The 21410-nt window shown below is 71.7% G+C and carries 19 protein-coding genes and 1 tRNA gene; 7 read left to right on the forward strand and 13 right to left on the reverse strand.

Going from position 1 to position 21410, the window contains the following annotated elements; all coding sequences use genetic code 11:
• Positions 1-41 precede the first annotated feature (41 nt).
• Positions 42-926, reverse strand: a complete 885-nt coding sequence (locus ACFUUZ_RS18490; protein ID WP_378697678.1) for a Bax inhibitor-1/YccA family protein — start codon at positions 924-926, stop codon at positions 42-44.
• A 93-nt stretch (positions 927-1019) separates the two neighbouring features.
• On the reverse strand, positions 1020-2168 hold the full coding sequence (locus tag ACFUUZ_RS18495; protein ID WP_378697680.1) for a class I SAM-dependent methyltransferase: 1149 nt from the start codon (positions 2166-2168) through the stop codon (positions 1020-1022).
• A gap of 111 nt (positions 2169-2279) precedes the next feature.
• On the opposite strand from ACFUUZ_RS18495, the gene ACFUUZ_RS18500 reads away from it, so the two are divergent.
• Positions 2280-2870 carry a hypothetical protein gene (locus tag ACFUUZ_RS18500; protein WP_378697682.1) on the forward strand — a complete coding sequence of 197 codons (591 nt, stop codon included), beginning with the start codon at positions 2280-2282 and terminating at the stop codon, positions 2868-2870.
• Between the two features lie 75 nt (positions 2871-2945).
• Positions 2946-3497 carry a DUF305 domain-containing protein gene (locus ACFUUZ_RS18505; RefSeq protein WP_378697684.1) on the forward strand — a complete coding sequence of 184 codons (552 nt, stop codon included), beginning with the start codon at positions 2946-2948 and terminating at the stop codon, positions 3495-3497.
• 4 nt (positions 3498-3501) lie between these two features.
• Here ACFUUZ_RS18505 and ACFUUZ_RS18510 read toward each other — a convergent pair whose 3' ends face one another.
• Positions 3502-3831, reverse strand: a complete 330-nt coding sequence (locus ACFUUZ_RS18510; protein ID WP_378697686.1) for a hypothetical protein — start codon at positions 3829-3831, stop codon at positions 3502-3504.
• 285 nt (positions 3832-4116) lie between these two features.
• On the opposite strand from ACFUUZ_RS18510, the gene ACFUUZ_RS18515 reads away from it, so the two are divergent.
• Entirely contained in the window at positions 4117-10272 is a 6156-nt protein-coding gene (locus ACFUUZ_RS18515) for an amino acid adenylation domain-containing protein (RefSeq protein WP_378697688.1), read from the forward strand.
• 86 nt (positions 10273-10358) lie between these two features.
• Here the strand turns inward: ACFUUZ_RS18515 and ACFUUZ_RS18520 are convergent, their stop codons facing one another.
• Positions 10359-10976, reverse strand: a complete 618-nt coding sequence (locus ACFUUZ_RS18520; RefSeq protein ID WP_378697690.1) for a hypothetical protein — start codon at positions 10974-10976, stop codon at positions 10359-10361.
• Here ACFUUZ_RS18520 and ACFUUZ_RS18525 point away from each other — a divergent pair.
• From ACFUUZ_RS18525 to ACFUUZ_RS18535, 3 genes are read left to right on the forward strand one after another with little or no spacing between them, the layout of a single operon-like run.
• Positions 10942-12084, forward strand: coding sequence for a hypothetical protein (locus ACFUUZ_RS18525; RefSeq protein WP_378697692.1), 1143 nt, complete (start codon positions 10942-10944; stop codon positions 12082-12084). The two genes, ACFUUZ_RS18520 and ACFUUZ_RS18525, sit on opposite strands and share 35 nt — an antisense overlap.
• Positions 12081-12482, forward strand: coding sequence for a hypothetical protein (locus ACFUUZ_RS18530; protein WP_378697694.1), 402 nt, complete (start codon positions 12081-12083; stop codon positions 12480-12482). Before ACFUUZ_RS18525 ends, ACFUUZ_RS18530 begins: the two co-directional genes overlap by 4 nt.
• A 44-nt stretch (positions 12483-12526) precedes the next feature.
• The gene (locus tag ACFUUZ_RS18535) at positions 12527-13117 is read left to right on the forward strand and encodes a hypothetical protein (RefSeq protein ID WP_378697696.1); all 591 of its coding nucleotides are present in this window, start codon (positions 12527-12529) and stop codon (positions 13115-13117) included.
• A 33-nt stretch (positions 13118-13150) separates the two neighbouring features.
• Here the strand turns inward: ACFUUZ_RS18535 and ACFUUZ_RS18540 are convergent, their stop codons facing one another.
• The 4 genes from ACFUUZ_RS18540 to ACFUUZ_RS18555 all read right to left on the reverse strand — a co-directional run bounded on the left by ACFUUZ_RS18540 (position 13151) and on the right by ACFUUZ_RS18555 (position 15196).
• Positions 13151-13360 carry a DUF6374 family protein gene (locus ACFUUZ_RS18540; RefSeq protein ID WP_378697698.1) on the reverse strand — a complete coding sequence of 70 codons (210 nt, stop codon included), beginning with the start codon at positions 13358-13360 and terminating at the stop codon, positions 13151-13153.
• Between the two features lie 48 nt (positions 13361-13408).
• A complete protein-coding gene (locus tag ACFUUZ_RS18545; protein WP_378697700.1) occupies positions 13409-14059 on the reverse strand; it encodes a YdcF family protein in 651 nt (216 codons plus the stop codon).
• A gap of 25 nt (positions 14060-14084) precedes the next feature.
• Positions 14085-14447: a hypothetical protein gene (locus tag ACFUUZ_RS18550; RefSeq protein ID WP_378697702.1), complete on the reverse strand. Its 363-nt coding sequence runs from the start codon at positions 14445-14447 to the stop codon at positions 14085-14087.
• A gap of 308 nt (positions 14448-14755) precedes the next feature.
• Positions 14756-15196 carry a hypothetical protein gene (locus ACFUUZ_RS18555; RefSeq protein WP_378697704.1) on the reverse strand — a complete coding sequence of 147 codons (441 nt, stop codon included), beginning with the start codon at positions 15194-15196 and terminating at the stop codon, positions 14756-14758.
• A 432-nt stretch (positions 15197-15628) separates the two neighbouring features.
• Between ACFUUZ_RS18555 and ACFUUZ_RS18560 the strand changes: the two genes are divergently transcribed.
• Positions 15629-16993: a hypothetical protein gene (locus ACFUUZ_RS18560; protein ID WP_378697706.1), complete on the forward strand. Its 1365-nt coding sequence runs from the start codon at positions 15629-15631 to the stop codon at positions 16991-16993.
• Here ACFUUZ_RS18560 and ACFUUZ_RS18565 read toward each other — a convergent pair.
• The 5 genes from ACFUUZ_RS18565 to ACFUUZ_RS18585 all read right to left on the reverse strand — a co-directional run bounded on the left by ACFUUZ_RS18565 (position 16977) and on the right by ACFUUZ_RS18585 (position 21389).
• A complete protein-coding gene (locus ACFUUZ_RS18565; protein WP_378697708.1) occupies positions 16977-17513 on the reverse strand; it encodes an NUDIX hydrolase in 537 nt (178 codons plus the stop codon). The genes ACFUUZ_RS18560 and ACFUUZ_RS18565 overlap by 17 nt on opposite strands.
• A 220-nt stretch (positions 17514-17733) precedes the next feature.
• Positions 17734-17807 (reverse strand) — tRNA-Leu (locus tag ACFUUZ_RS18570).
• A 67-nt stretch (positions 17808-17874) separates the two neighbouring features.
• On the reverse strand, positions 17875-18363 hold the full coding sequence (locus ACFUUZ_RS18575; protein WP_378697710.1) for a hypothetical protein: 489 nt from the start codon (positions 18361-18363) through the stop codon (positions 17875-17877).
• 52 nt (positions 18364-18415) lie between these two features.
• Complete coding sequence (locus ACFUUZ_RS18580) at positions 18416-19900, reverse strand: amino acid permease (RefSeq protein WP_378697712.1); 1485 nt, start codon at positions 19898-19900, stop codon at positions 18416-18418.
• Between the two features lie 19 nt (positions 19901-19919).
• Positions 19920-21389, reverse strand: coding sequence for a peptide MFS transporter (locus tag ACFUUZ_RS18585; RefSeq protein ID WP_378697714.1), 1470 nt, complete (start codon positions 21387-21389; stop codon positions 19920-19922).
• Positions 21390-21410 lie beyond the last annotated feature (21 nt).

Here is a 21410-nt window from a genome sequence, read left to right on the forward strand (position 1 = left end):
GGCGGTCACCGATCGGTGACCGCCCCGCTTCGTCGCTACCGCTAGTCGTTCTGGAAGAAGCTCAGCAGCCGCAGGATCTCAACGTAGAGCCAGACCAGGGTGATGGTCAGGCCGAAGGCGACGCCCCAGGCCGCCTTCTCCGGCGCCTGCGCGCGGATCAGCTGGTCCGCGGCGTCGAAGTCGAGCAGGAAGCTGAACGCGGCGATCGCGATGCAGACCAGGCTGAAGATGATGGCGACCGGGCCGCCGTCGCGCAGGCCGAGGCCGCCGTCGATGAAGAAGCTCGCGACCAGGTTGCCCAGCGCCAGCACCACGACGCCGATCAGGGCGCCGACGATCATCCGGGTGAAGCGCGGCGTCACGCGGATGGCGCCGGTCTTGTAGACCACCAGCATGCCCGCGAAGACGCCGAAGGTGCCGAGCACCGCCTGCCCGATCAGCGCGCTACCGCCCGCACCGCCGAACTCGACATTGGTGAACATGAAGGACAGCGCGCCGAGGAAGAGCCCCTCCGCGACGGCGTAGGCCAGCACGATGGCCGGGTTGTCCATCTTGTTGCCGAAGGTCGCGACCAGCACCAGCACCAGCCCGACCAGGCCGCCGCCGATCACGAAGGCGGGCGCGAGCGCGGTGTTCGCATTGGTCAGGACGTAGGAGATGACGGCGGAGACGGCGAGCACGGCGAGCGTGATGCCGGTCTTGGTCACCACGTCGTCGATGGTCATCGAGCGGGTGGCCTGCGGCGCCTGGTACTGCGGTGCCTCGCCGTACTGCTGCGGCGGGTACTGCCCGTACTGCTGCTGCTGGCCGTACTGCTGCTGGCCGAACTGGCCGGCGCCGGCTACGCCGGAACCGAAGTTCGCGTAACCGCCAACACCCTCCTGCCGGGGCAGGCGCCGGAAAACTGGATTGGAGGAGGTACGCAAGGGATCCCTTTCTCGAGTCCGGATCGCGTCTACTGCTGTCCGTACAACGCCCGCCCCCCGGGAACAGTTCCCGGTCAGCGGACAAATCGGACTCTACCGTTCTACGTCCCGCAAACCACGTACCGATCTAGTCACCGTGAATTTCTGGTTGCGGGCGATGACTTCGGTCTGGCCGACCAGCCGCCCGGTGACGCCGCGGTGGTTGAGGTGGCTGTTGTACACGGTCCACAGTTCACCACCGGGGCGGAGCACCCGGCCCGCGGCGGCGAACATCTTGATGGCGGAGCCGGTGTGCACCGCCGCGCCGATGTGGAAGGGCGGGTTGCACAGCACCAGGTCGGCGCTCTGCGCGGGCAGCGAGGACATGGCGTCGTCGCGTACCACCCGCACCCGCTCGGCCACGCCGTTCGCCGCGGCGGTCGCCACCGCCGAGGCCACCGCGGCGGCGGACTGGTCGGTGCCGGTGACGGTGATCCGCGGCCGCGAGCGGGCCAGCGCCACCGCGAGGATGCCGGTGCCGCAGCCGAGGTCGATGGCGTCGCGGGCGTCCGGCTTCATCCGGTCCAGGTGTCGGAGCAGGAAGCGGGTGCCGATGTCGAGCTTGGGGCCGGAGAAGGCGGCGCCGTGCGCGACCACCTCCAGCCCCAGCTCGGCCAGGTGCTCGCGCACCGGGAAGCGCGGCTCGCCCACCGGCTTCGGCCCGGACGCCAGCAGCGCGCGCGACTTCTGCCGCCCCCGGCTGGCGCGGACGTCGGTGAAGAACTCGCCGAGCACCTCGTTCATGGCGGGGGTCAGGTACTTGTCCCGGCCCGCCGCGAAGACGCGGACGCCGGGGTCGGCGTAGCGGGCGATGGCGTCGGCGATCTCGGCCAGCCCGGCCAGCCCGCGCGGCAGCCGCAGCAGCACGACGGTGGCGCCGGTGAGCAGCGCGGCGTTCAGCGGGTGGCCGCGGTAGCGCCCGGCCAGGTCGAGCGCGCGGGCATTGGCGGCGAGCGCCAGTTCGCCGGTGAGCACGTCCTGGTGCACCCGGATGCCGTGCAGGTCGTGCGAGACGGCGGCGCCGAGGGTGAGCGCGCCGTAGCCGTCGTCGAGCACCGCGACCTGCCCGGCGCCCGCCCCTGCGAGCGCCTCCGCCGCCACGTCGAGCAGCAGGCGGTCCGCGGCGTCGACGGCGTAGAGATTCGCCGCCTCCACATCCGGATACCGGCGCAGCCTGCCCAGCACGTCGTCCACATCGCCCACGGCTCAAGTGTGCTGGATCGTTGCCCTCGCGTCGCACCGACCCCGCCCGCGCGCACCGCGACGCGCGCCCAAATCCCGGATTCGACCCGCTCGCGGGCATAGCATCGGCCGATGCGGACTCCGATGCTGCTGACGATCCTCGCCGCGGCCACCGTGCTCGCGGGCTGTGACGACAGCGGTTCGGCGGGGCTCGCCCCGTCGCCCAACGCCGTCACCAGCACGCTCGGCGCCGCCTCGACCACCGCCGACCCCGAGCCGGTCCCGGTCGACGCGGCACCGAAGCGGGGCGCGGAGAGCCGCGACGCCATGCTCACCGTCACCGGGGTCAGGATCGGCCACCACCCCGGCTTCGAGCGGGTCGTCTACGACCTCGGCGGCACCGGCGAGCCGGGCTGGGTGGTGGAGTACACCGACCGCGCGGTGCAGGACGGCAGCGGAACGGTGCTCGACGTCCAGGGCGGCTCGATCCTCGAGGTGCGAATCCTCGGCTCCGCCTACCCCTTCGACACCGGGGTGGTGCCGTTCGACAACTCCGAGCCCGCGCGGGACCCCGAGGCGCCCGGGGTGCTCGGGGTGTACCGCACCATCGTGTTCGAGGGCGAGACGCAGTCCTTCATCGGGGTGCGCGGCGACCGGCCGCCCTTCGAGGTGCGCACCGCGGCCGACCCGACCCGGCTGATCGTGGATATCGCCACCTCCTGACCGATATTGATCTTCACCGCCGGAGCGGCGCCGATCGGTTCCCCCCGCCGGGCGGGAGCCAGCACAGTACCCCGGGTGAAGATCATCGTCCGCCTGCTCGCGGCCGCGCTCGTCGCGGCGGCCGCGCTGGTCGCCACCGGGTGCGGTGGCGGCGATTCCGGCCCCGCCCCCGCCACCACCACCGCGCGGAACGGGTTGGAGCGCGGGGATATCGAGTTCCTGCACGGGATGGCGGCGCAGCAGGAGCAGTCGGCGCAGATCGCCGGGCTCGCGGTGGAGCGCGCGGCTGATCAGCGGGTTCGGGACCTCGCCGTCGCGCTGCGGGCGGAGCGGGCGGCCGAGTCGGAGCGGATCACCGCGCTGCTGAACGGTTTCGGGGCGCGGGCAGGCGCGGAGGCCGGGCAGCTCGCACTGCTCGACGCCGAGCGGATCAGCGCGGTGGGGGCGGCGGCAGGCGCGGAATTCGACCGGCAGTGGCTGGATCTCGTGCTCGAGCACCACGGCCGGGCGCTCGCGCTGGCGCAGTCCGAGCTGGCCGCGGGGATCGACCCGGAGACCCAGGCGCTGGCCAGGGATATCGTCGCCGCGCGGCAGGCGGGGATCGCCGCCGCGCGGGCGCTGGGCTGACGGGTCAGACCCGCGGCGGGACCCGCTGGCGCCACACCTCGCTGTTGAGCTCCTGGCTGCGTTCGCGCTGCCGCTGCTTCCTGCGCTGCTCGAAGACCAGGGCCGCGCCGGTCAGCACGGCGACCACCGCGATCACGACCAGGAACAGCGCGGTCTGGCCCCACCCCGCCAGCGAGGCGGCGGCGGCGAGGACGGCGGCGATCCCGCCGATGCCGAGCAGCCCGAAGCCCGCCCAGTTCCTGGAGTCCGCGAGCGTCGAGCCCGGCCCGCGGCCGCCGCGGGCGATGTCGGCGGCGCCGTCGAGCGGCGGGATCTCCCATTGCGCTTCGGTCATCACACACACCTTCGTTCGTCGAGCCGTACCGGCCGGGTGCCCGCGCCCGAGACGCCGAAACGGACGCCTTTCCCTTGACGAAATGCGCCCCGAACACCGTTCGGCACGCCCATTCGGAAATGTCCGAATAGCACGGCGAATTCCTGGCTACATATCGAACGGCTATGAGAATGATCATTGCCTCAGCAAACTGTCCGCGTCGGGGAATGCGGCACGCAGTGGCGGGCGCAGGTCGACGGCCGTAGTATTCGGCCCGTTTCCGCTTCGCTCGACAGGACGTTCATCGTGACCAGCAGTACCCGGCACACGCCACCGTCCGCGCGTCGCGCCCGGAGCAAGCGGGCGCCCGCCGCCCGCGCGGCCACGCTGACCGCCCTGCTCGCCGCCGCCGCCGAGCGCAATCCGGACGGCCTCGCCGTGGTCTGCGGGGACGAGTCGCTGACCTACCGCGCGCTCGACGACCGCTCCACCCGGCTCGGCCGGGTGCTGCTGGCCCGCGGCGCGGCACCGGAGGCCGCCGTCGCGGTGGCGCTGCCGCGCTCCGTCGACGCCGTCGTCACGCTGTGGGCGGTGGCCAAGACCGGCGCCGCCTACGTCCCGATCGACCCGGCGCTGCCCGCCGCCCGCCTCGACTACCAGGTACGGGACTGCGGCGCGCTGCTCGGCGTCACCGACCGGGCGCACGCCGCCGCGCTGCCGGACCACCTGCCCTGGCTCGCCGTCGACACCGCGGAGACCGCCGCGCTGGTCGCCGCCGAGCCCGCCGACCCCATCTCCTACCTGGACCGCCCGACCGTGCTCCGGGCCTCGAACGCGGCCTATGTGATCTACACCTCCGGCTCCACCGGGCAACCCAAAGGCGTCACCGTGACGCATGCCGGGCTCGCCGGGCTCTGTGTGGAGCAGGTCACCCGCTTCGGCCTCACCCCGACGGCGCGGACGCTGCACTTCGCCTCGCCCAGCTTCGACGCCTCCGTGCTGGAGCTGCTGCTCGCCGTTGGCGCCGCCGCGACCATGGTGATCGCGCCGCCGGCGGTGCTCGGCGGCGCCGACCTCGCCGCCCTGCTGGCCGGGCACGCCGTCACGCACGCCTTCCTCACGCCGTCCACGCTGGCCACGCTCGATCCGGCGAGCGTGCCCGAGCTGCGGGCGCTGGTGGTCGGCGGCGAGCCGTGCCCGCCCGCGCTCGCCGACCGCTGGGCGGCGCACACCGCCATGTTCAATGCCTACGGCCCCACCGAGGCCACCGTCGCCGCGACGCTCGCGGGGCCGATGGCGCCGGGCACCCCGGTGACCATCGGCGCCGCGCTGCCCGGCGTGCACTGCCGGGTGCTCGACGCCAAGCTGCGCCCGGCCGGGATCGGCGTCGCGGGCGAGCTCTACCTGGGCGGCCCCGGCTTGGCCAGGGGGTACCGCGGGCGGGCCGGGCTCACCGCGCAGCGCTTCGTCGCCGACGCGAACGGCGCGCTGCTCTACCGCACCGGAGACCTGGTGCGCCGCACCGGGACCGGCGACTTCGAGTACCTGGGCCGGTTGGACGGGCAGGTCCAGGTGCGCGGGTTCCGGGTCGAGCTGGGCGAGATCGAGGCGGCGCTCGGCGCGCAGCCGGGGGTGCGCGCGGCGGTGGTCGTCGACCGGCGCTCGACCGCGGGCGACACCGTGCTGGCCGGGTACGTCGAGCCCGCGCCCGGCAGCGTGCCGGAGCCGGCGGCGCTGGCCGACGCGGTCGCCAAGGTGTTGCCCCGGTACATGGTGCCGAACTCGATCACGCTGCTCGACCACATCCCGCTGACCACGTCGGGCAAGGCGGACCGCGCCGCGCTGCGCGCCCGCCCGGTGGACGAATCGCCCTACCGCCCGCCGTCCGGCGCGGGCGAGGAGCTGGTGGCGCAGGCCTTCCGCGCGGTGCTCGACCTGCCGCGGGTCGGCGCCGACGACGACTTCTTCGCGGTCGGCGGCAACTCGCTGCTCGCCACCCAGGTCGCGGCCCGGCTCGGCGACGCGCTGAGCGCGCAGGTCCCGCCGCGGCTGGTCTTCGACCACCCGACCGTGGCCGGGCTCGCGGTGGCGGTGCGCACCGAGCTCTTCGACCCGGCGCGCCCGCCGCTGCTGGCACGGGCGCGGCCGGATCGGATCCCGCTCTCCCCCGCGCAGCTGCGGTTCTGGCTGCGCAACCAGTTCGACACCGCCTCCGCGGTGGACAACCTCGGCTTCGCGCTCACCCTGACCGGCGCGCTCGACGTCCCCGCGCTGCACGCCGCCTTCGCCGACGCCGTGATCCGGCACGAATCGCTGCGCACCAGGTACCCGGCCGACGCCGACGGCCCGCACCAGGTGGTCATGGAGGCCGACGCCGCGCTCGCCGCGCTCCGGGTGCACGAGGCCACCGCCGAGCCGGACTCCCCCGCCGTCGCCGCCTGGGTGGACGAGATCCTGTGGCGCGGCTTCGATGTCGCGCGGGAGGTGCCGCTGCGGGTCGGGCTGCTGCGCACCGGGGACCGGCACGTGCTCGTCTGTGCCATGCACCACATCTGCGCGGACGGGTCGTCGCTGGCGCCGCTCGCCCGCGACATCGCGGCGGCCTACGCGGCGCGCAGCGCGGGCGCCCCGCCCGCCTGGACGCCGCCCGCCGTGCAGTACGCCGACTACGCGCTGTGGCAGCGCGAGGTGCTCGGCTCGCGCGACGACCCGGACTCCCCGCTCGCCCGCCAGCTCGCCTACTGGAAGCGGGAGCTCGCGGGTATCCCGGACGACCTCGAGCTGCCCGCCGACCGCCCACGCCCCCCGGTGGCCTCGCTGCGCGGCGCCTCGGTGCAGCGCGAGGCATCGGCCGCGCTGCACGGCGCGCTGCGCACGGTGGCGCGGCGGCACAACGCCACCGTCTTCATGGTCATGCGCACCGCGCTCGCGGTGCTCATGGCCCGGCTCTCCGGCGTCACCGACGTGACCATCGGCGTGCCGATGACGAACCGCGCCGAGGCCGCGCTGGACGACGTGGTCGGCATGTTCGTCAACACCACCGTCTCGCGCACCAGGGTCGACCCCGGCGAGAGCTTCGGCGCGCTGCTCGGCCGCACCAGGGAGCGCGACCTGGTCAACTTCGCGCACTCCGAGGCGCCGTTCGAGCACGTCGTCGATGCCGTCGACCCCCTCCGCTCGCCCGGCAGGCACCCGCTCTACCAGGTCGGCTTCGCCTTCCAGAACTTCTCCGACCCGCGGATGACCATGGCGGGGGTGGCGTTCTCCGGGTTCGACCTGGAGACCAGGACCTCCAAGACCGACCTGCACATCGCCGTGGTGGAGTCGCGCACCGAGGACGGGGCGCCGGGGCCGGTGATGATCCGGTTCACCTACGCCACCGACCTCTTCGACGCCGCGACGGTGGAGCGGTTCGTCGGCGGGTACCTGCGGGTGCTGGAGCAGGTCGCCGCCGATCCTGGCCGGGTGGTCGGGGAGCTCGACGTCATCGAGCCGGGCGAGCTGCGGCTGCTGCGGGCCTGGTCGACCGGGCCGGTGCGGCCGGTGCCCGCGGAGTCGCTGCTCGCCCCGCTGCACCGGTTCGCCGCGACCAGCCCGGAGGCCGTTGCGGTGACCGGGGCCGGTGGGTCGCTCAGCTACGCGGAGCTGTCCGGTGCGGTGAGCCGGCTGGCGCGCTGGCTGATCGGGCGCGGGGTGGGGCCGGAGGCGGTGGTCGCGGTGGCCATGCGGCGCTCGCTCGCGCAGTACGTCGCGCTCTGCGCGGTGGTCGAGGCGGGCGGGGCGTGGGTGCCGATCGACCCGGACCACCCGGCCGAGCGGATCGGCTACGTGCTGGAGTCGGCGCGGCCGGTCTGCACGCTCTCCACCAGCGCGGACGGGTTCACCGCCGCTCCGGCCGAGCTGGTCGACACCCTCGACCTCTCCGGCTTTTCCGCGAATCCGGTGACCGACGCCGAGCGAGCCCTGCACCCCGACAACCCCGCCTACCTCATCTACACCTCCGGCTCGACCGGGAAGCCCAAGGGCGTGGTGATCACGCACCGCGCGATCGTCAACCAGATCGAGTGGATGCGGCACGAGTACCGGGTGACCGCCGCCGACGTCTACCTGCAGAAGACGCCGGGCACCTTCGACGTCTCGCTGTGGGGGCACTTCCTGCCGCTGCGCTCCGGCGCCACGCTGGTGCTGGCCGGGCCGGACGAGCACCGCGACCCCGGCGCGCTCTCCCGCCTGATCGCCGAGTACCGCTGCACGCTCACCGATTTCGTGCCCTCCATGCTGGCCGCCTTCGCCGCGCACTGCGAACCGGCCGAGCTGGGCACGCTGCGCGACATCTTCGTCATCGGCGAGGCGCTGCCCCCGGAGACCGCCCGCGCCTTCGCGCAGCACAGCGCCGCCGGGATCCACAATGTGTACGGGCCGACCGAGGCGGCGGTGAGCATCACCCAGCACCGGGTCGGCCCCGGTGACGATGCCGCGCTGCGGGTGCCGATCGGGGTCCCGGAGTGGAACTCGCGGGTGCTGGTGCTGGATTCGCGGCTCTGCCCGGTGCCGGTCGGCGCCGTCGGCGAGCTGTACCTGGCCGGTGTGCAGCTGGCCCGCGGGTACCACGGGCGGGCGGCGCTGAGCGCGGACCGGTTCGTGGCGAACCCGTACGACCACGCCGGGACCAGGATGTACCGCACCGGCGACCTGGTGCGCTGGAGCCCGCAGGGCACGCTCGACTACCTCGGCCGCAGCGACTTCCAGGTCAAGCTGCGCGGGCACCGGATCGAGCTGGGCGAGATCGAGGCGGCGCTGCTGGCGCTGCCCGGGGTCGGCCAGGCCGCGGTGGTGGTGAAGACCGGCGGCACCGGCGACCACCTGGTCGGGTACGCCGTGCCGGTGCCGGGCGCCGCGCTCGACCCGGACGCGCTGCGCACCGCCGTCGGTGCCGCGCTGCCCTCGTACATGGTGCCGTCGGCGGTGCTCACGCTGGCCGAGCTGCCGGTGAACACCAGCGGCAAGCTGGACCGAGCCGCGCTGCCCAGCCCGGTCTTCGCCTCCCGCTCCCTGGTCGCCCCGCGCACCCCGCTGGAGGCGACCGTCGCCGCCGCCTTCGCCGACGTGCTCGGGCTGCCCGAGGTCGGGGTGACCGACGACTTCTACGAGCTCGGCGGCTCCTCGCTGCTCGCCTTCTCGCTGCACCAGCGGCTGACCAGGGACCTCGGGCGGCGGGTGCCGATGGCGGCGCTGCTCGGCGACCCGACCGCCGCGGGCGTGGCGCGCTCCGTCAGCGGCGCCGAGAGCGCGGCCACCGCGAGCCCCGCCGACGACGCCCTGCTCGACGACGACATCTCGCCGTTCACCATGACCCCGCGCGCGGTGCTGCTCACCGGCGCCACCGGCTTCCTCGGCGCGCACCTGCTGCGCGCGCTGCTCGACCGCACCCCCGCCACGGTGTACTGCCTGGTCCGGGCGGGTTCCGAGGCGCAGGCGGTCGAGCGGGTGCTCGACGCGCTGCGCCGGTACCGGCTGCGCGAGGACGGCTTCGAACGGGTCAGGCCGGTGGCCGGGGACCTCGCCGCGCCGCGGCTCGGGCTCGCCCCCGCCGAGTACGAGCGGCTCGCCGCCGAGATCGACGTGGTACACCACAACGGGGCCAGGGTGAACCACATCGAGCCGTACGCCCGGCTGCGCACGGCGAACGTCGACGGCACCCGCGAGGTGCTGCGCTTCGCCAGGACCGGGCGGATCAAGCCGCTGCACTTCGTCTCCACCATCAACACCGCCGTTCGCGGTGCCGACCGGCCGGTCACCGAGGACACCCGGCTCACCGCCGACGAGCTGCCGTCCAGCGGGTACATCGCCTCCAAGTGGGCGGCCGAGGAGCTGGTCCGGCAGGCCGCCGAGCGCGGGCTGCCCGCCCGGATCTACCGGCCCGGCACCATCAGCGGCACCGCCGACGCGGGCATCAACAGCACCTCGGACGCGCTGTGGAATCTCCTGCGCGCCACCGCTGTTCTCGGCATCGCCCCCGACCTCGGGGACGCCGCCGTCTCGCTGGTGCCGGTGGACTACGTCGCCGACGCCGTCGTCACCATGGCAGGCCGGGCGGGCACCCGGACCGTCTACCACCTGGTGAACCCGGAACCCGTTGCGGTGCAGACGATCTACGAGATCCTGCGGGAGCAGGGCATCCCCGTCGCCACCGTCCCCCTCGAACAGGTGCGCGACGCGCTGGAGCGGGAGTCCCGGCTCCGCGAAGCGGCGGGCGACGACACGCTCACCCGGGCCGCCCTGCTCGCAGGCGACTTCGCCGGGCTTCCGGTGCATCTCGACTGGCGCGACGAGCACACACAGGCGATGCTGGCAGGCACCGGCGTACGTCGCCGCCCCGTCGACCGGGAAGTTCTGGCAGGGTATGTCCGGGAATTCCTGGCGTCGGGGTTCATTCCGGCCCCGGCAGGGATACCCTCGTAGTCCACATACCGACCAGGTTTCTCACCCGGACGATACGGATACCCCGACGGTGTCACCGACTGCGAGCGCCGACGAGAAACGGAGTTCTACCCGATGTCCACCGGCAGGAACGCGCCCCGCGGGGTGACCAAGCGCGCTATCGCGGCCTTGATGTTCTGGAAGAAGGATTCTTCGGCGGGGGACGGTTCCCCTGGCACCGGATCGGTGGCCGCGGGGTCGGGCGGGACCGGCGCACCGGCCGGGGCACCCGTTGATACCGCGGGTGTCGGCGACGCGCCGGTGACCGAGTCCGCGAGTTCCGCGGGCGACCCGGCCGTCGTGGCCGAGACCAAGAACTCTGCCGCCGCGCCGACCGCAGCCGAGCCCGCGAGTCCCGCGGGCGAGCCTGCGAGTCCCGCAGCCGAGCCAGCAGCCGGCGTGGCCGAGTCGACCAGTTCCGCGGCCGAGCCGACTGCCGCCGCGAGCAAGTCGACCGTTTCTGCGGCCGAGCCGACTGCCGCCGCGACCGAATCGACCAGCTCTGCGGCCGAGCCGAGTGCTCCCGTCGACGCGCCCGTGACCACGGCCGAGCCCGCTGACGCCCCGGCTGCCGCTTCATCCTCGGTGCCGGTTGCGGCTGCTGGTACCGAAGCCACCGAGACCGCACCGGCAGAGGTCGCGCCGACGAAGTTGGCTGACAGCGCCGCCGAGACGGACAAGGTCACGTCGACCAACGGCTCCGGCGCGGCTGCCGAGCCCGCCGGTGACATCCCCGCAGCGGATGCGCCGAGCACCCCCGCGACCGCGTCGACCGAGGCCGACCGCACGCCTGCGGATACGACCCCTCCGGCCGAACAGGCCGAGCCGACTCCGCCCACGGCGGTCGAGCCCGCCCCCACCACCCCGGCCAAGAAGGCAGCTCCGCGCAAGAAGGCGGCGGCGAAGACGGCCGAGCCGAGCGCACCGGCCAAGAAGACAGCAGCCAAGAAGACGGCGGCCGCGAAGGCCACTGCGCAGGACACGGTGACCGCCCCCGAGGCGACCGCGGCGCCAAGCGAACCCGCCGCGACCAAGGCACCTGCGGCCAAGGCGGCAGCCAAGGCCCCGGCGAAGAAGGCACCGGCGAAGAAGACCGCGGCCGCGAAGTCCACCACCCCGCGCAACACAGCGCGCAAGACCGCCGCCCCCAAGGTCGAGGAGCGCACCCTCACCCCCCGCCGCCTGGCGGACAGCACCTACCGCGAAGAACAGTTCGCGGCCCGCTACGAGGGCCCGATCGCCCCGTTCAACCACCTGGTCGACAAGCTCATCGAGGAGAGCGGCGAACCCCTCCCCTACCTCGCCCCCATCTACGGCGGCACCGAAGCCCGAGTCCTCTCCCTGTTCCGCGACCCGGGCCCCAGGTCCCGCTCCGGCCAGGAGAGCAGCGGCCTCCTCTCCCTGGAGAACGACGACCAGGCCGCCGAGCGCTACCTGGAGTTCTTCCAGACCTCCGGCCTGCGCATCACCGACCTCATCACCTGGAACGCCTACCCCTGGTACACCACCCGCAAGCCCTCCACCGCCGACATCGACCGCGGCATCGCCCCCCTCGAGCAGGTCATCGCCCTGCTCCCCAAGCTGAAGGTGATCCTGGCCCACGGCCTCGACGCCCAAGCCGCCTGGCGCCGCTTCGAACGCCGGCACCCCGACATCGCGGGCAAACTCACCGTCATCCCCACCTACCACACCAGCAAGCAAGCCCTCTTCACCCAGGACGAAGCGGTCCGCGCCCAGCGCGAGGACAAGCTCCGCACCGACTTCGCGCAGGCCGCGGGGCATCTCGCCGAGTGACCGAGGATCTGATCGGTACCTGGAGCTCCGACTACGGGTACCACTCCTCCATGCAGGACGAAGAGCTGGTGTTCCACCCGGACGGTGCGGGTTCGGTGGCGTACGCGCGGCCCAGCTCCTCGGACTGCGTCCTGTTCCGCTGGTCGCCGAGCGGCCCGGACTCGGTGCTGCTCACCCCGCACCGCTGGTACCGCGACGAGAACGGCGAGATCACCGAGCAGGACACGCCCGTCGCCGCCGAACTCCGCTACCGCGTGGAGCAGGGCATCCGCCCCCTGCTCGACCACCCGCTGCCGGTACTGGTCGTGATCGAGCACCGAGGTTTTCTGGTCGCCGATTCTTATGCCAGGATCACCCGGCCGACTGTCCCGAGTTCTGCGAATACCCCGAACCGATGACAATTCCAGGACAGCCGAGGGCGTTGGCGAGCGGGAGCCTCCGCATGGCCCGCGCCCAAGAGGCTCGCACGGCAGGCCACGTCAAACCATTGAACGATTTGATTCAACGAATCGAGTCCGAGCAGGGGGTCGCGAATCTTCCGATGATCGATCCGACCTTCGGTGGAGTGAACGCGACGGTGCTCTTCGTTCTGAAGGCTCCCGAAGGTGACGCCACGCCGGATCCTTCTCGCCCTCAGCTGCTGAGCCTGGACAACGACGATCCGACCGCAGCCGACCTCTTTCAGGTGACCCAGGCCGCGGGCCTTGACCGAGCCCTCATTACACCGTGGAACATCTCCCCTTTCCCACCGAAAGCTGGGGGCGATCCCCGCGTGAGCGATGTACGGATCGCCAACCGGTACCACCGCGAACTGTTTGCTCTTCTACCTCGCCTGCGGACCATCGTTCTCCTGGGGAAACCCGCCCGCGAGCTATGGCCGGAAGTTCCCTTTCGGGGAGACGCGACGATACTCAGGTGCGGCATGCCTTCGTCGTGGAACAGGCCGAACAGCGCCGGCGTCTCCCGGCGGCCCGAAGCCTGGTCCGAGATCGTCGATACCATGCACGCCGCCGCACATTCGGCTCGAGGCTGATCCGCACAAGCGCTTCCGGCGAATCGACCTTCGCTACCGATGCCTGCGCGGCCGATCACACACATGCCGCGCAGGCCCCGGCGTGATCCCCGCGTAGGCCCGCAGCGCCTCCGCGATCCGCCCCGCCGCCCGCTCCAACTGCTCGGGCGAGAGCTGCTTGCCGAACGCGGCCGCGTCCAGCAGCTGCCGCTGCGTCTGCCGCAGGTTCTCGGTGGCCCGATCGAGTGGCGATGGCTCAGGCATGGCACGACGCTACACCCTGGCGAACATATGTTCGACTCGATCAGGTGATCAGTTTCGCAGGAGCCGACCTGTGTACCCCGCCGCGACCAGGGCGTCGAAAGCGCTCCGGACGCCGACGGGCACCTCCTGCTCGACCGCCAGCCCCCGCTCCGCGTACACCCAGACCCGCTGTGCCTCGCCGACCAGCGAGGTGAGCACCAGATCCGGGTCGCCGATCGACTCCACGTACTCGTCGAAGGGCAGCGCAACGAACGAACACACCGCCTCGACCTCCGGCCATACCTTGCGGCACGTGGCAAAACTCCGCCTGGCCTGCTGCGGTTTCGTGATCAGCGTGACCGATCGAATACCGCGCCCGACCAGCAATTGCCGAGAGAACTCGATGTTCTGCCCGGTATTCGTCGCCGCCGGCTCCACCAGAATCGCTTCGTCCGGCACACCGAGCCCCAGCGCGATCTCGCGATAGTGCACCGCCTCCCCGCGCGGGAACCTGCTCACGGTAATCGGCGTGGTCGCCCCGGTAAAGACGATCAGAGGGATCAGCCCGCGGTGGTACAGCTCCGCGGCATGACTCGCGACGCTCGGGTCATGGCTGCCCAGCCCGACCCCCACATCGGTCGCACGCGGTTCGTGCCGGAGCCGGTTGTACTCCCACAGCGTCTCCGCCGCCCGCCTGATCGACTCGGGACTACTGCTCACAAAATCCCTCACCTGCGCTTGACGGTCAGTCCGCTACGTCCTCGAGATCCTGCGGAGCGTCTTTGGGGGAGACCGGAGCCGGTGCGACGGGTGCACCCAAGCCGATATCTGCCAGGGCCTCGTGGAGTTTGCCTCGCAGCGCTGTGTTGGCGGCGACGAGTGCTTGCTGGTAGCCCAACTGCGCCGCTGCTCCGCCGGCATGACCTGCCATTCGATACCCTCCCCACCATTCGACGTACTTGTAGTCGCCTCCCGACGGGTCAATGCGCACAACCCAGTAGGTGCGGCCCTGCTTGCGGACGGTCCAGTACGTACCGTCTGCGGTGTAGTTCCGGTATCCGGTTGGACGTGGTTTCGCCGTCATGAGCCGCATTTTGTCAGCAATCATGTCGCGGCACTTGTTCATTCCGGATTGCGAAGCCCGAACCGTCTCTGACCACTCCTGGATGGCACGGCCGTGGCGCAAGATCCCGTCGGATTGTGTGTAGGAGTGCGTGGGTGTGCGCAGAAACATTGCAGCACAGAGGTTCTGAAGGAATTCCTGTGCATGCTGAACGTGCGCATACGGGGCCGATCATGTGGGGTACAGGGAGGTCTACGCGACGGTCGGCCGCGAGGGTGCCGCGGCGCGGTCACCGCCCCACAGCCCGACGGCGAGCAGCGCCAGGAGCAGCACGAGGACGGTCGCGAACAGGATCACCGGCGCTCCAGCGGCCACGGCACCGGCGGTTGTCCGTCGACCACCTCGGCGACCAGGTCGGCCCACTGACACGCCAGGAAGCCGACGTCGAACCAGGCGGCGTGCAACTGCTCTGGGCTCACCGGCGGCTCGGCGCGCAACATGCGCTCAGCGGTGACGTGCGCCGCCGCCATATCATCAATGGCCGCCGCGCAAGCCGCTGCAGCCGCGGGGCGGGCGCCGGTGTGGCTGGTGATCCACTCGGCAATCCGCGCCCGAAGCGCCGCGCGGCCGGCCTCGAAGACCGCTTCGCGGCCGGGGTGCAGCACACGCACCTGGTGTACCCCGGCCAGCATCCGGGCTCGCCGCAACAGAGCGGTGTCGTGCGGGCGGACCGGGGTGCGGAACACCGTGGTGAGCTCGCGCCAGTGCGGGAGGCTGGGGCGGGCAGTGGTCATGCCAGCGGAGTAGACAGACGGGCGAGTGCTGTCGAGTAGGGCAAGCAGCGCGCCGGGTCGTGGCCCGCGTGCCGGGTGAGTACCGCGGCGGCGTCCCAGCGCTCCAGCTCGCCGGGGTGCTTGTCGCACCCGCGAACGTGCGGTCTGTCGTCCTGATCCCGACGCCGCGCTCCGGCGGCACCGTCCAGCTGGCTTCCCATTGCTCTCCCCTGCGATCGAGCACCCCGGCGCCGGTGGCCCGGGAGGACGAACGGCGGGCCGCGCAGAACGGAAGCGGCATCGGCCGCGGCGGTCCGGCGCGGGGTGCGTTCTCAGGCAACCGCTGCCGGGTGCTTGCCGGAAAGGCGCGAGCGGCGGGCGGGTGTGTGCACAGGGGGTGTGCGCGGACCAGAATCCGTGGCCCATGCTCGATCTGCGTGCCACACTGCGGAAATGGGACGCCAGCCCAAGCAGCCGAACCAGCAGCTCGCTGACCTCGTGGCCGAAGCACGGCTGAGCCGAAAAGGGCTCGCGCGCCGGGTCGTCGAGCGCGGGAGCGCCGTCGGGGTAGAGCTCGCCTACGACCACACCTCGGTCGGCCGGTGGCTGGCCGGCGAGCAGCCGAACCCGCCGGGGCCGGAACTGATCGCCGAGGTACTGACCGAGGTAACGGGCCGCCGGGTCACCGCTGCCGATTGCGGCATGGTGGCCGGACAGGCTGCCGCGGATATCGGACTGGAGTTCTCGTTGAGCATCGCGGAGGCGACCACCGCCGCGACCACCCTGTGGAGGAGTGACGTGGAGCGCCGCCGGTTCCTCGTGGGTGCGTCGTACGCGGTCGCGGTCTACCCCGCGGCGTCCATGCGCTGGCTGACGATGCCCGGACCCGAGCACCCGGCGTCCGGGCAGGGATACCGGCGCATCGGGCAGACCGATGTCGATGCGGTGCGCACCATGACCGCGGCATTCCGCGACCTGGACAACCGGGTCGGCGGCGGGAAGGTCCGGCCGACCATCGTGCAGTACCTGCACAGCTCGGTCGCGCCGCTGCTGCAGAGCAGCTACCCCGAGCCGATCGGCCGCCAGCTCTTCGCCACCGCCGCCGAGCTGACCAAGCTCGCCGGGTGGGCCGCCTACGACCTCGAAGAGCACGGGCTCGCGCAGCGTTATCTGATCCAGGCGCTCCGACTCTCACGCGCCGCCGGAGACGCCGGACTCGGCGCGGAAATCCTCGCGGCCATGAGCCACCAGGCCACCTACGTAGGGCGGCCGGGTGACGCGGTCGACCTCGCCCGCGCCGCGCAGATCGCGGCGCGCACCGCCGGGCTGGCCGTGCTGGAGTCCGAGTGCCACATGGTGGAGGCACACGGGCACGCAGCCCGCGCGGACGGGGCGATGTGCGCCACCTCGCTCAACGCCGCCGAACGCGCCTACGACCGGGCCGGCAGCACACGCCCGCCGTGGCTGGACTACTTCGACGGCGCCTATCTGTCGGCGAAGACCGCGCACTGCTTCCGCGACCTCGGCGACGCCGCGCGTACCGCGCAGTTCGCCGAGGAGTCGTTGAACATGTCCGACGGCTACACCCGCGGCCGCGCGTTCAACCTCTGCCTGCTGGCATCGGCGCGCGCCGACGAGGACCCGCTCGAGGCGGTGCGGATCGGCGGGGAAGCGCTGGCGCTGGCGGCAGGGCTGGAATCCCGCCGCAGCCTGGCCTACCTGCGCGAAGTCCGCCACCGCCTGGCTGCGCACGCTAACCTGCCCGACGTCGCTGAGTTCCGGCACCGCGTGCTCGAGGTGGCTACGCGGGCAGACTGAGTGCCCGGTACACCGCGACGACCGTCGCCGCGCCGACGATATCGCCGCGGTCGATCATCCGGACCGCCTCGTCGAGCGGGATCCACCGGATGTCCTCGGCCTCGTTGATATCGGGCGCGGTCTCGGTAAGTTCGGCGCCACGCGCCAGGTAGATCTCCTGCGGCTGATCGAGCGTTCCGATGGCGGGCTGGTAGGTGACCAGGTGTTCCATGGTGCGCGGGCGCCAGCCGGTCTCTTCCTCTACCTCGCGGGCCGCGGCGGTGGCTACGTCCTCGGCGTGGTCGACGTAGCCGCCGGGCAGCTCCCAGACCCAGCGGTCGATGATGAACCGGTGCCGGTACATCAGCAGCGCTTCGCGGCGCTCGTTGAGTACCAGCGTCATCGCGCACCGGGGCATCCGTGCCACGTACTGGGTGAAGTGCACGCCGTCGGGCAGCTCGATATCGACGGTGGACAGCCGGATGTGTCGGTTCTCGTCCACCACGGTCTCACCGTGGACAGTCCACTGAGTTCGGCTCACGCACCGACCGTAGCGGCTCTCACTCGGCCGAGCGGACCGGCTCCGAACAACGCCACGTCGGCGCGAATGCACAGCGCCGCGGTGTCGCCGGTGCCGAACTCGGCGACGTTGTCGGCGGTGGCAAAGCCGGTCTACTCGCGGTCGTCGATCGGGCTGTCCCAGTAGGCGAGTAGACGGTGCCCCGGAAGACGTTGGCCGCACGTCAGCCCCTAGAACTCGGTGCCCCCAGTCGGACTCGAACCGACACTGGGCGGATTTTAAGTCCGCTGCCTCTGCCAATTGGGCTATGGGGGCGCCCGGAAGAAGGGTACCGGACCCGTACGCCTGTACCGGAATTCGACCGCTGGGTCCGATACCGAACTCACACCGCCGGGTCGGTGCGGATGAAGTAGCAGGAGTCGACGATGACGGCGGCGGCGGGGAGGCCGTACACGTCGGCGACCTCGCGGAGGTCGGGGCTGAGGCGGGGATCGGTGGTCAGGGCACATAAAGCGATCTGCAACGCTTCGCCGAGGCCGGAGAGGTGCTCGGCGATGCTCACCGCGTCGGCGGGGCCGAGTTCGTCCCAGCCGAGGGGGGTGCGGGTCTGGACGCGGTGGCGACGCAGGGTGTCCTCGCCGAGGAGCTTCATGAACTCGATGGCGCCGGTGAGGCAGCGCTGGTGCACGGCGCGGTACTCGGGGCACGGCTTGCCGCGCTCGACCATGACGGCGGCGACGGTGGCGGCGGTGAAGAGCGCGTCGCAGGCGCGGGCGGCGGCGGCCTCGGGTTCGCGGCGGCGGTCGCAGAGCCCTGCGGCGACGGCGTCGATCCAGTCGTTGACCTGCGTGACCCCGGGGAGACGGCGCACAGCGGGTTTCGGTTCGCGGGTGCGCCGTCGCCACAGGTTTCGCATGATGCCTCTATTCCGAAGCCGGACTCGATGTCGCCGTGCGGTTGAGCAGGGAATGCCGTCGTCCGTACGCAAAATACACCAGCACGCCGAGCGCCATCCAGACCAGGAACCGCACCCAGGTCTCCACCGAGAGGTTGACCATCAACCACAGGCAGGCGAGCACGCCGAGGATCGGGATGAACGGCACCAGCGGCACCCGGAAGCCGCGCTTCAGGTCGGGGCGGGTGCGGCGCAGCACCAGCACGCCGACGGAGACCAGCACGAACGCGAAGAGCGTTCCGATGTTCACCATCTCCTCCAGCGTGCCGAACTGCACGAAGCCGGCGAGCAGCATGCACACCACGCCGATCAGCACGGTGAGCCGGGCGGGCGTGCCGAAGCGGCCGGTCTTGGCGAGGCCGCGCGGCATGAGGCCGTCGCGGGACATGGCGAAGAGCACCCGGGTCTGACCCAGGAACATCACCATGACCACGGTGGTGAGCCCGGCCAGCGCGCCGATGGAGATCACCGTCTGCGCCCAGTCGGCGCCGCGCAGCGCGAAGGCGGTGGCGAGGGTGGAGTCCTCGCCTGAAAGCTCGGTGTAGGGGACCATGCCGGTGAGCACCAGCGAGACCGCCACGTACAGCACGGTGACGATGGCCAGCGAGCCGAGGATGCCGCGCGGGACGGCGCGCTGCGGGTCCTTGGTCTCCTCGGCGGTGGTGGCGACCACGTCGAAGCCGATGAAGGCGAAGAACACCAGGCTGGCCGCGGCGAGCAGCCCGTACCAGCCGAAGTTGCTGCTCCCGGCGCCGGTGACCCAGGAGAAGAGCGACTGGTGCAGGCCGCCCTCACCCTCGCCCGGCTGCGATGGCGGGATGTAGGGCGAGAGGTTGTCCCGGTCGAAGTAGGTCAGCCCGACCACGACCACCAGCGCGATCACGCCCAGCTTGATGGCGACCGCGATCGCCGAGACCCGGGACGAGATCTTGGTGCCGATCACCAGCAGCACGGTCAGCACCGCTAGCAGAACCACCGCGCCCCAGTCGAATTCGACCGAGCCGAGGTGGATCACCGGCTCGATCCCGGTGAACACCTCGCCCAGGTACTGCGACCACCCCTTGGCGACGACGGCGGCGGCGAGCGCGAACTCCAGGATCAGGTCCCAGCCGATGATCCAGGCGACCAGCTCGCCGAAGGTGGCGTAGGAGTAGGTGTAGGCGCTGCCCGCGACCGGGACGGTGGAGGCGAACTCGGCGTAGCAGAGCGCGGTCAGCCCGCAGGCGATGGCGGCGAAGACGAAGGCCAGCGAGGTCGACGGCCCGGCGACATTGCCCGCGGTGCGCGCGGTCAGCGTGAAGATGCCCGCGCCGACCACGACGGCGACGCCGAAGACGGTGAGGTCCCACGCGGTCAGGTCTTTGCGGAGTTTGGCGTCGGGGTCGTCGGTGTCGCGGATGGACTGCTCGACCGACTTGGTCCGGAACAGCCCGCCGGTGCGGGTCGTGGTCATGGTGACTCCCATCCTCGAATCAATGCACGCCCTCCATGTGCCTGCGCACCCACGGTGCGAGCGCGGCCATGATCAGGCCCGCGACGACGGCGACCGCGCCGATCAGCCCGAAGTACAGGAACTCGCGGTCGGTCTCGTAGTACCCCGCCAGCACGCCCGCCATCGAGGTGCCGAAGCCGACCGAGAAGAAGTAGAGCGCCATCATCTGCGCGCGGAACGCCTCGGGTGCCAGCTGCGTGGTGACCGCCAGCCCGATCGGCGAGATCAGCAGCTCGGAGACGGCGAACCCGGCCATGATGAGCAGCACGAACAGCGCCGGGGTGCTGCGCCCCTCCCCACCCGCGAACGGCAGGAAGAGCAGGAACGAGAGCCCCATGCCGATCACGCCGAGCGCGAACTTGAACGGCGTGCTCGGCGCGCGGCTGCCGAGCCGGGTCCAGAGCGCGGCGAAGAGCGGGGAGAGCGCGATGATCCACACCGGCTCGACCGAGCCGATCCAGCTGGAGGGCGCGGTCCAGCCGAAGATGGACCAGTTCATCCGCTCGTCCGAGTACACCGCGAGCACGGTGAAGATCTGCTGGAACAGCGACCAGAACACCGCGTTGGCGATGAACAGCGGGATGAAGGCGCGCACCCGGGTGCGCTCCACCGAGGTCACCTTGGGGCTGCGCAGGATGATCGCGAAGTAGACCACCGAGGCGACGGCGATGACGCCGGTGGTGACGTCGGCCAGGTTGCTGAGCCGCACCCAGCCCAGCACCCACACCAGGACGACCAGTACGACGACGCCGATCAGCACCCCGGCGATCCGGCCGATCGAGCCGCGCGGCAGCGGGTTCGGGACCTCGCGGCCCGCGGTGCCGAGGTTGCGCCGGAAGACCACGTACTGGGTGAGGCCGAGCGCCATGCCGATGGCGGCGGCGCCGAAGCCGTAGTGGAAGCCCCACTCGCGCTGCAGCAGCCCGGTGAGCAGCGGGCCGGTGAAGGCACCGATGTTGATGCCGAGGTAGAAGAGCGTGAAGCCGCCGTCCACCCTGGCGTCGCCCTTCGGGTAGAGCGTGCCGAGCAGCGACGAGGCGTTCGCCTTGAGCGCGCCGCTACCCAGCGCCACCAGCACCAGGCCGACGCCGACCCCCGCCAGTCCGGGCAGCAGCGCGAGCGCGATGTGGCCCGCCATGACGACGACGCCGCCGTAGAAGACCGTCCGCTCCATTCCCAGCAATCGGTCGGCGATCCAGCCGCCGAGCACCGTGGAGAGGTAGACCAGGCCGCCGTAGGCGCCGACGATGCCGACGGCCGTGTCCTGCGCGAGCCCGAGCCCACCATCGGTGACCGAGTAGTACAGGTAGTAGCCGAGAATGGTGAGCATGCCGTAGAAGGAGAAGCGCTCCCACAGCTCGACGCCGAAGAGGTTGGTCAGGCCGATGGGGTGCCCGAAGAATGTGCGCTCCGGAATCTCCGCTTGCTCGATATTCGCTGTCTCGGCCATGTGCCACACCTTCCCACACCA

The organism is Nocardia sp. NPDC057353 (assembly GCF_042667085.1).
Taxonomy (GTDB): domain Bacteria; phylum Actinomycetota; class Actinomycetes; order Mycobacteriales; family Mycobacteriaceae; genus Nocardia.

Bases quoted from the DNA above. Each gene is read 5' to 3' on its own strand.
- ACFUUZ_RS18500 (WP_378697682.1), top strand. From the start codon at position 2,280: ATGCGGACTCCGATGCTGCTGACGATCCTCGCCGCGGCCACCGTGCTC.
- ACFUUZ_RS18510 (WP_378697686.1), bottom strand. From the start codon at position 3,831: ATGACCGAAGCGCAATGGGAGATCCCGCCGCTCGACGGCGCCGCCGAC.
- ACFUUZ_RS18535 (WP_378697696.1), top strand. From the start codon at position 12,527: ATGGCCCGCGCCCAAGAGGCTCGCACGGCAGGCCACGTCAAACCATTG.
- ACFUUZ_RS18540 (WP_378697698.1), bottom strand. From the start codon at position 13,360: ATGCCTGAGCCATCGCCACTCGATCGGGCCACCGAGAACCTGCGGCAG.
- ACFUUZ_RS18550 (WP_378697702.1), bottom strand. From the start codon at position 14,447: ATGATTGCTGACAAAATGCGGCTCATGACGGCGAAACCACGTCCAACC.
- ACFUUZ_RS18555 (WP_378697704.1), bottom strand. From the start codon at position 15,196: ATGACCACTGCCCGCCCCAGCCTCCCGCACTGGCGCGAGCTCACCACG.
- ACFUUZ_RS18560 (WP_378697706.1), top strand. From the start codon at position 15,629: ATGGGACGCCAGCCCAAGCAGCCGAACCAGCAGCTCGCTGACCTCGTG.
- ACFUUZ_RS18580 (WP_378697712.1), bottom strand. From the start codon at position 19,900: ATGACCACGACCCGCACCGGCGGGCTGTTCCGGACCAAGTCGGTCGAG.
- ACFUUZ_RS18585 (WP_378697714.1), bottom strand. From the start codon at position 21,389: ATGGCCGAGACAGCGAATATCGAGCAAGCGGAGATTCCGGAGCGCACA.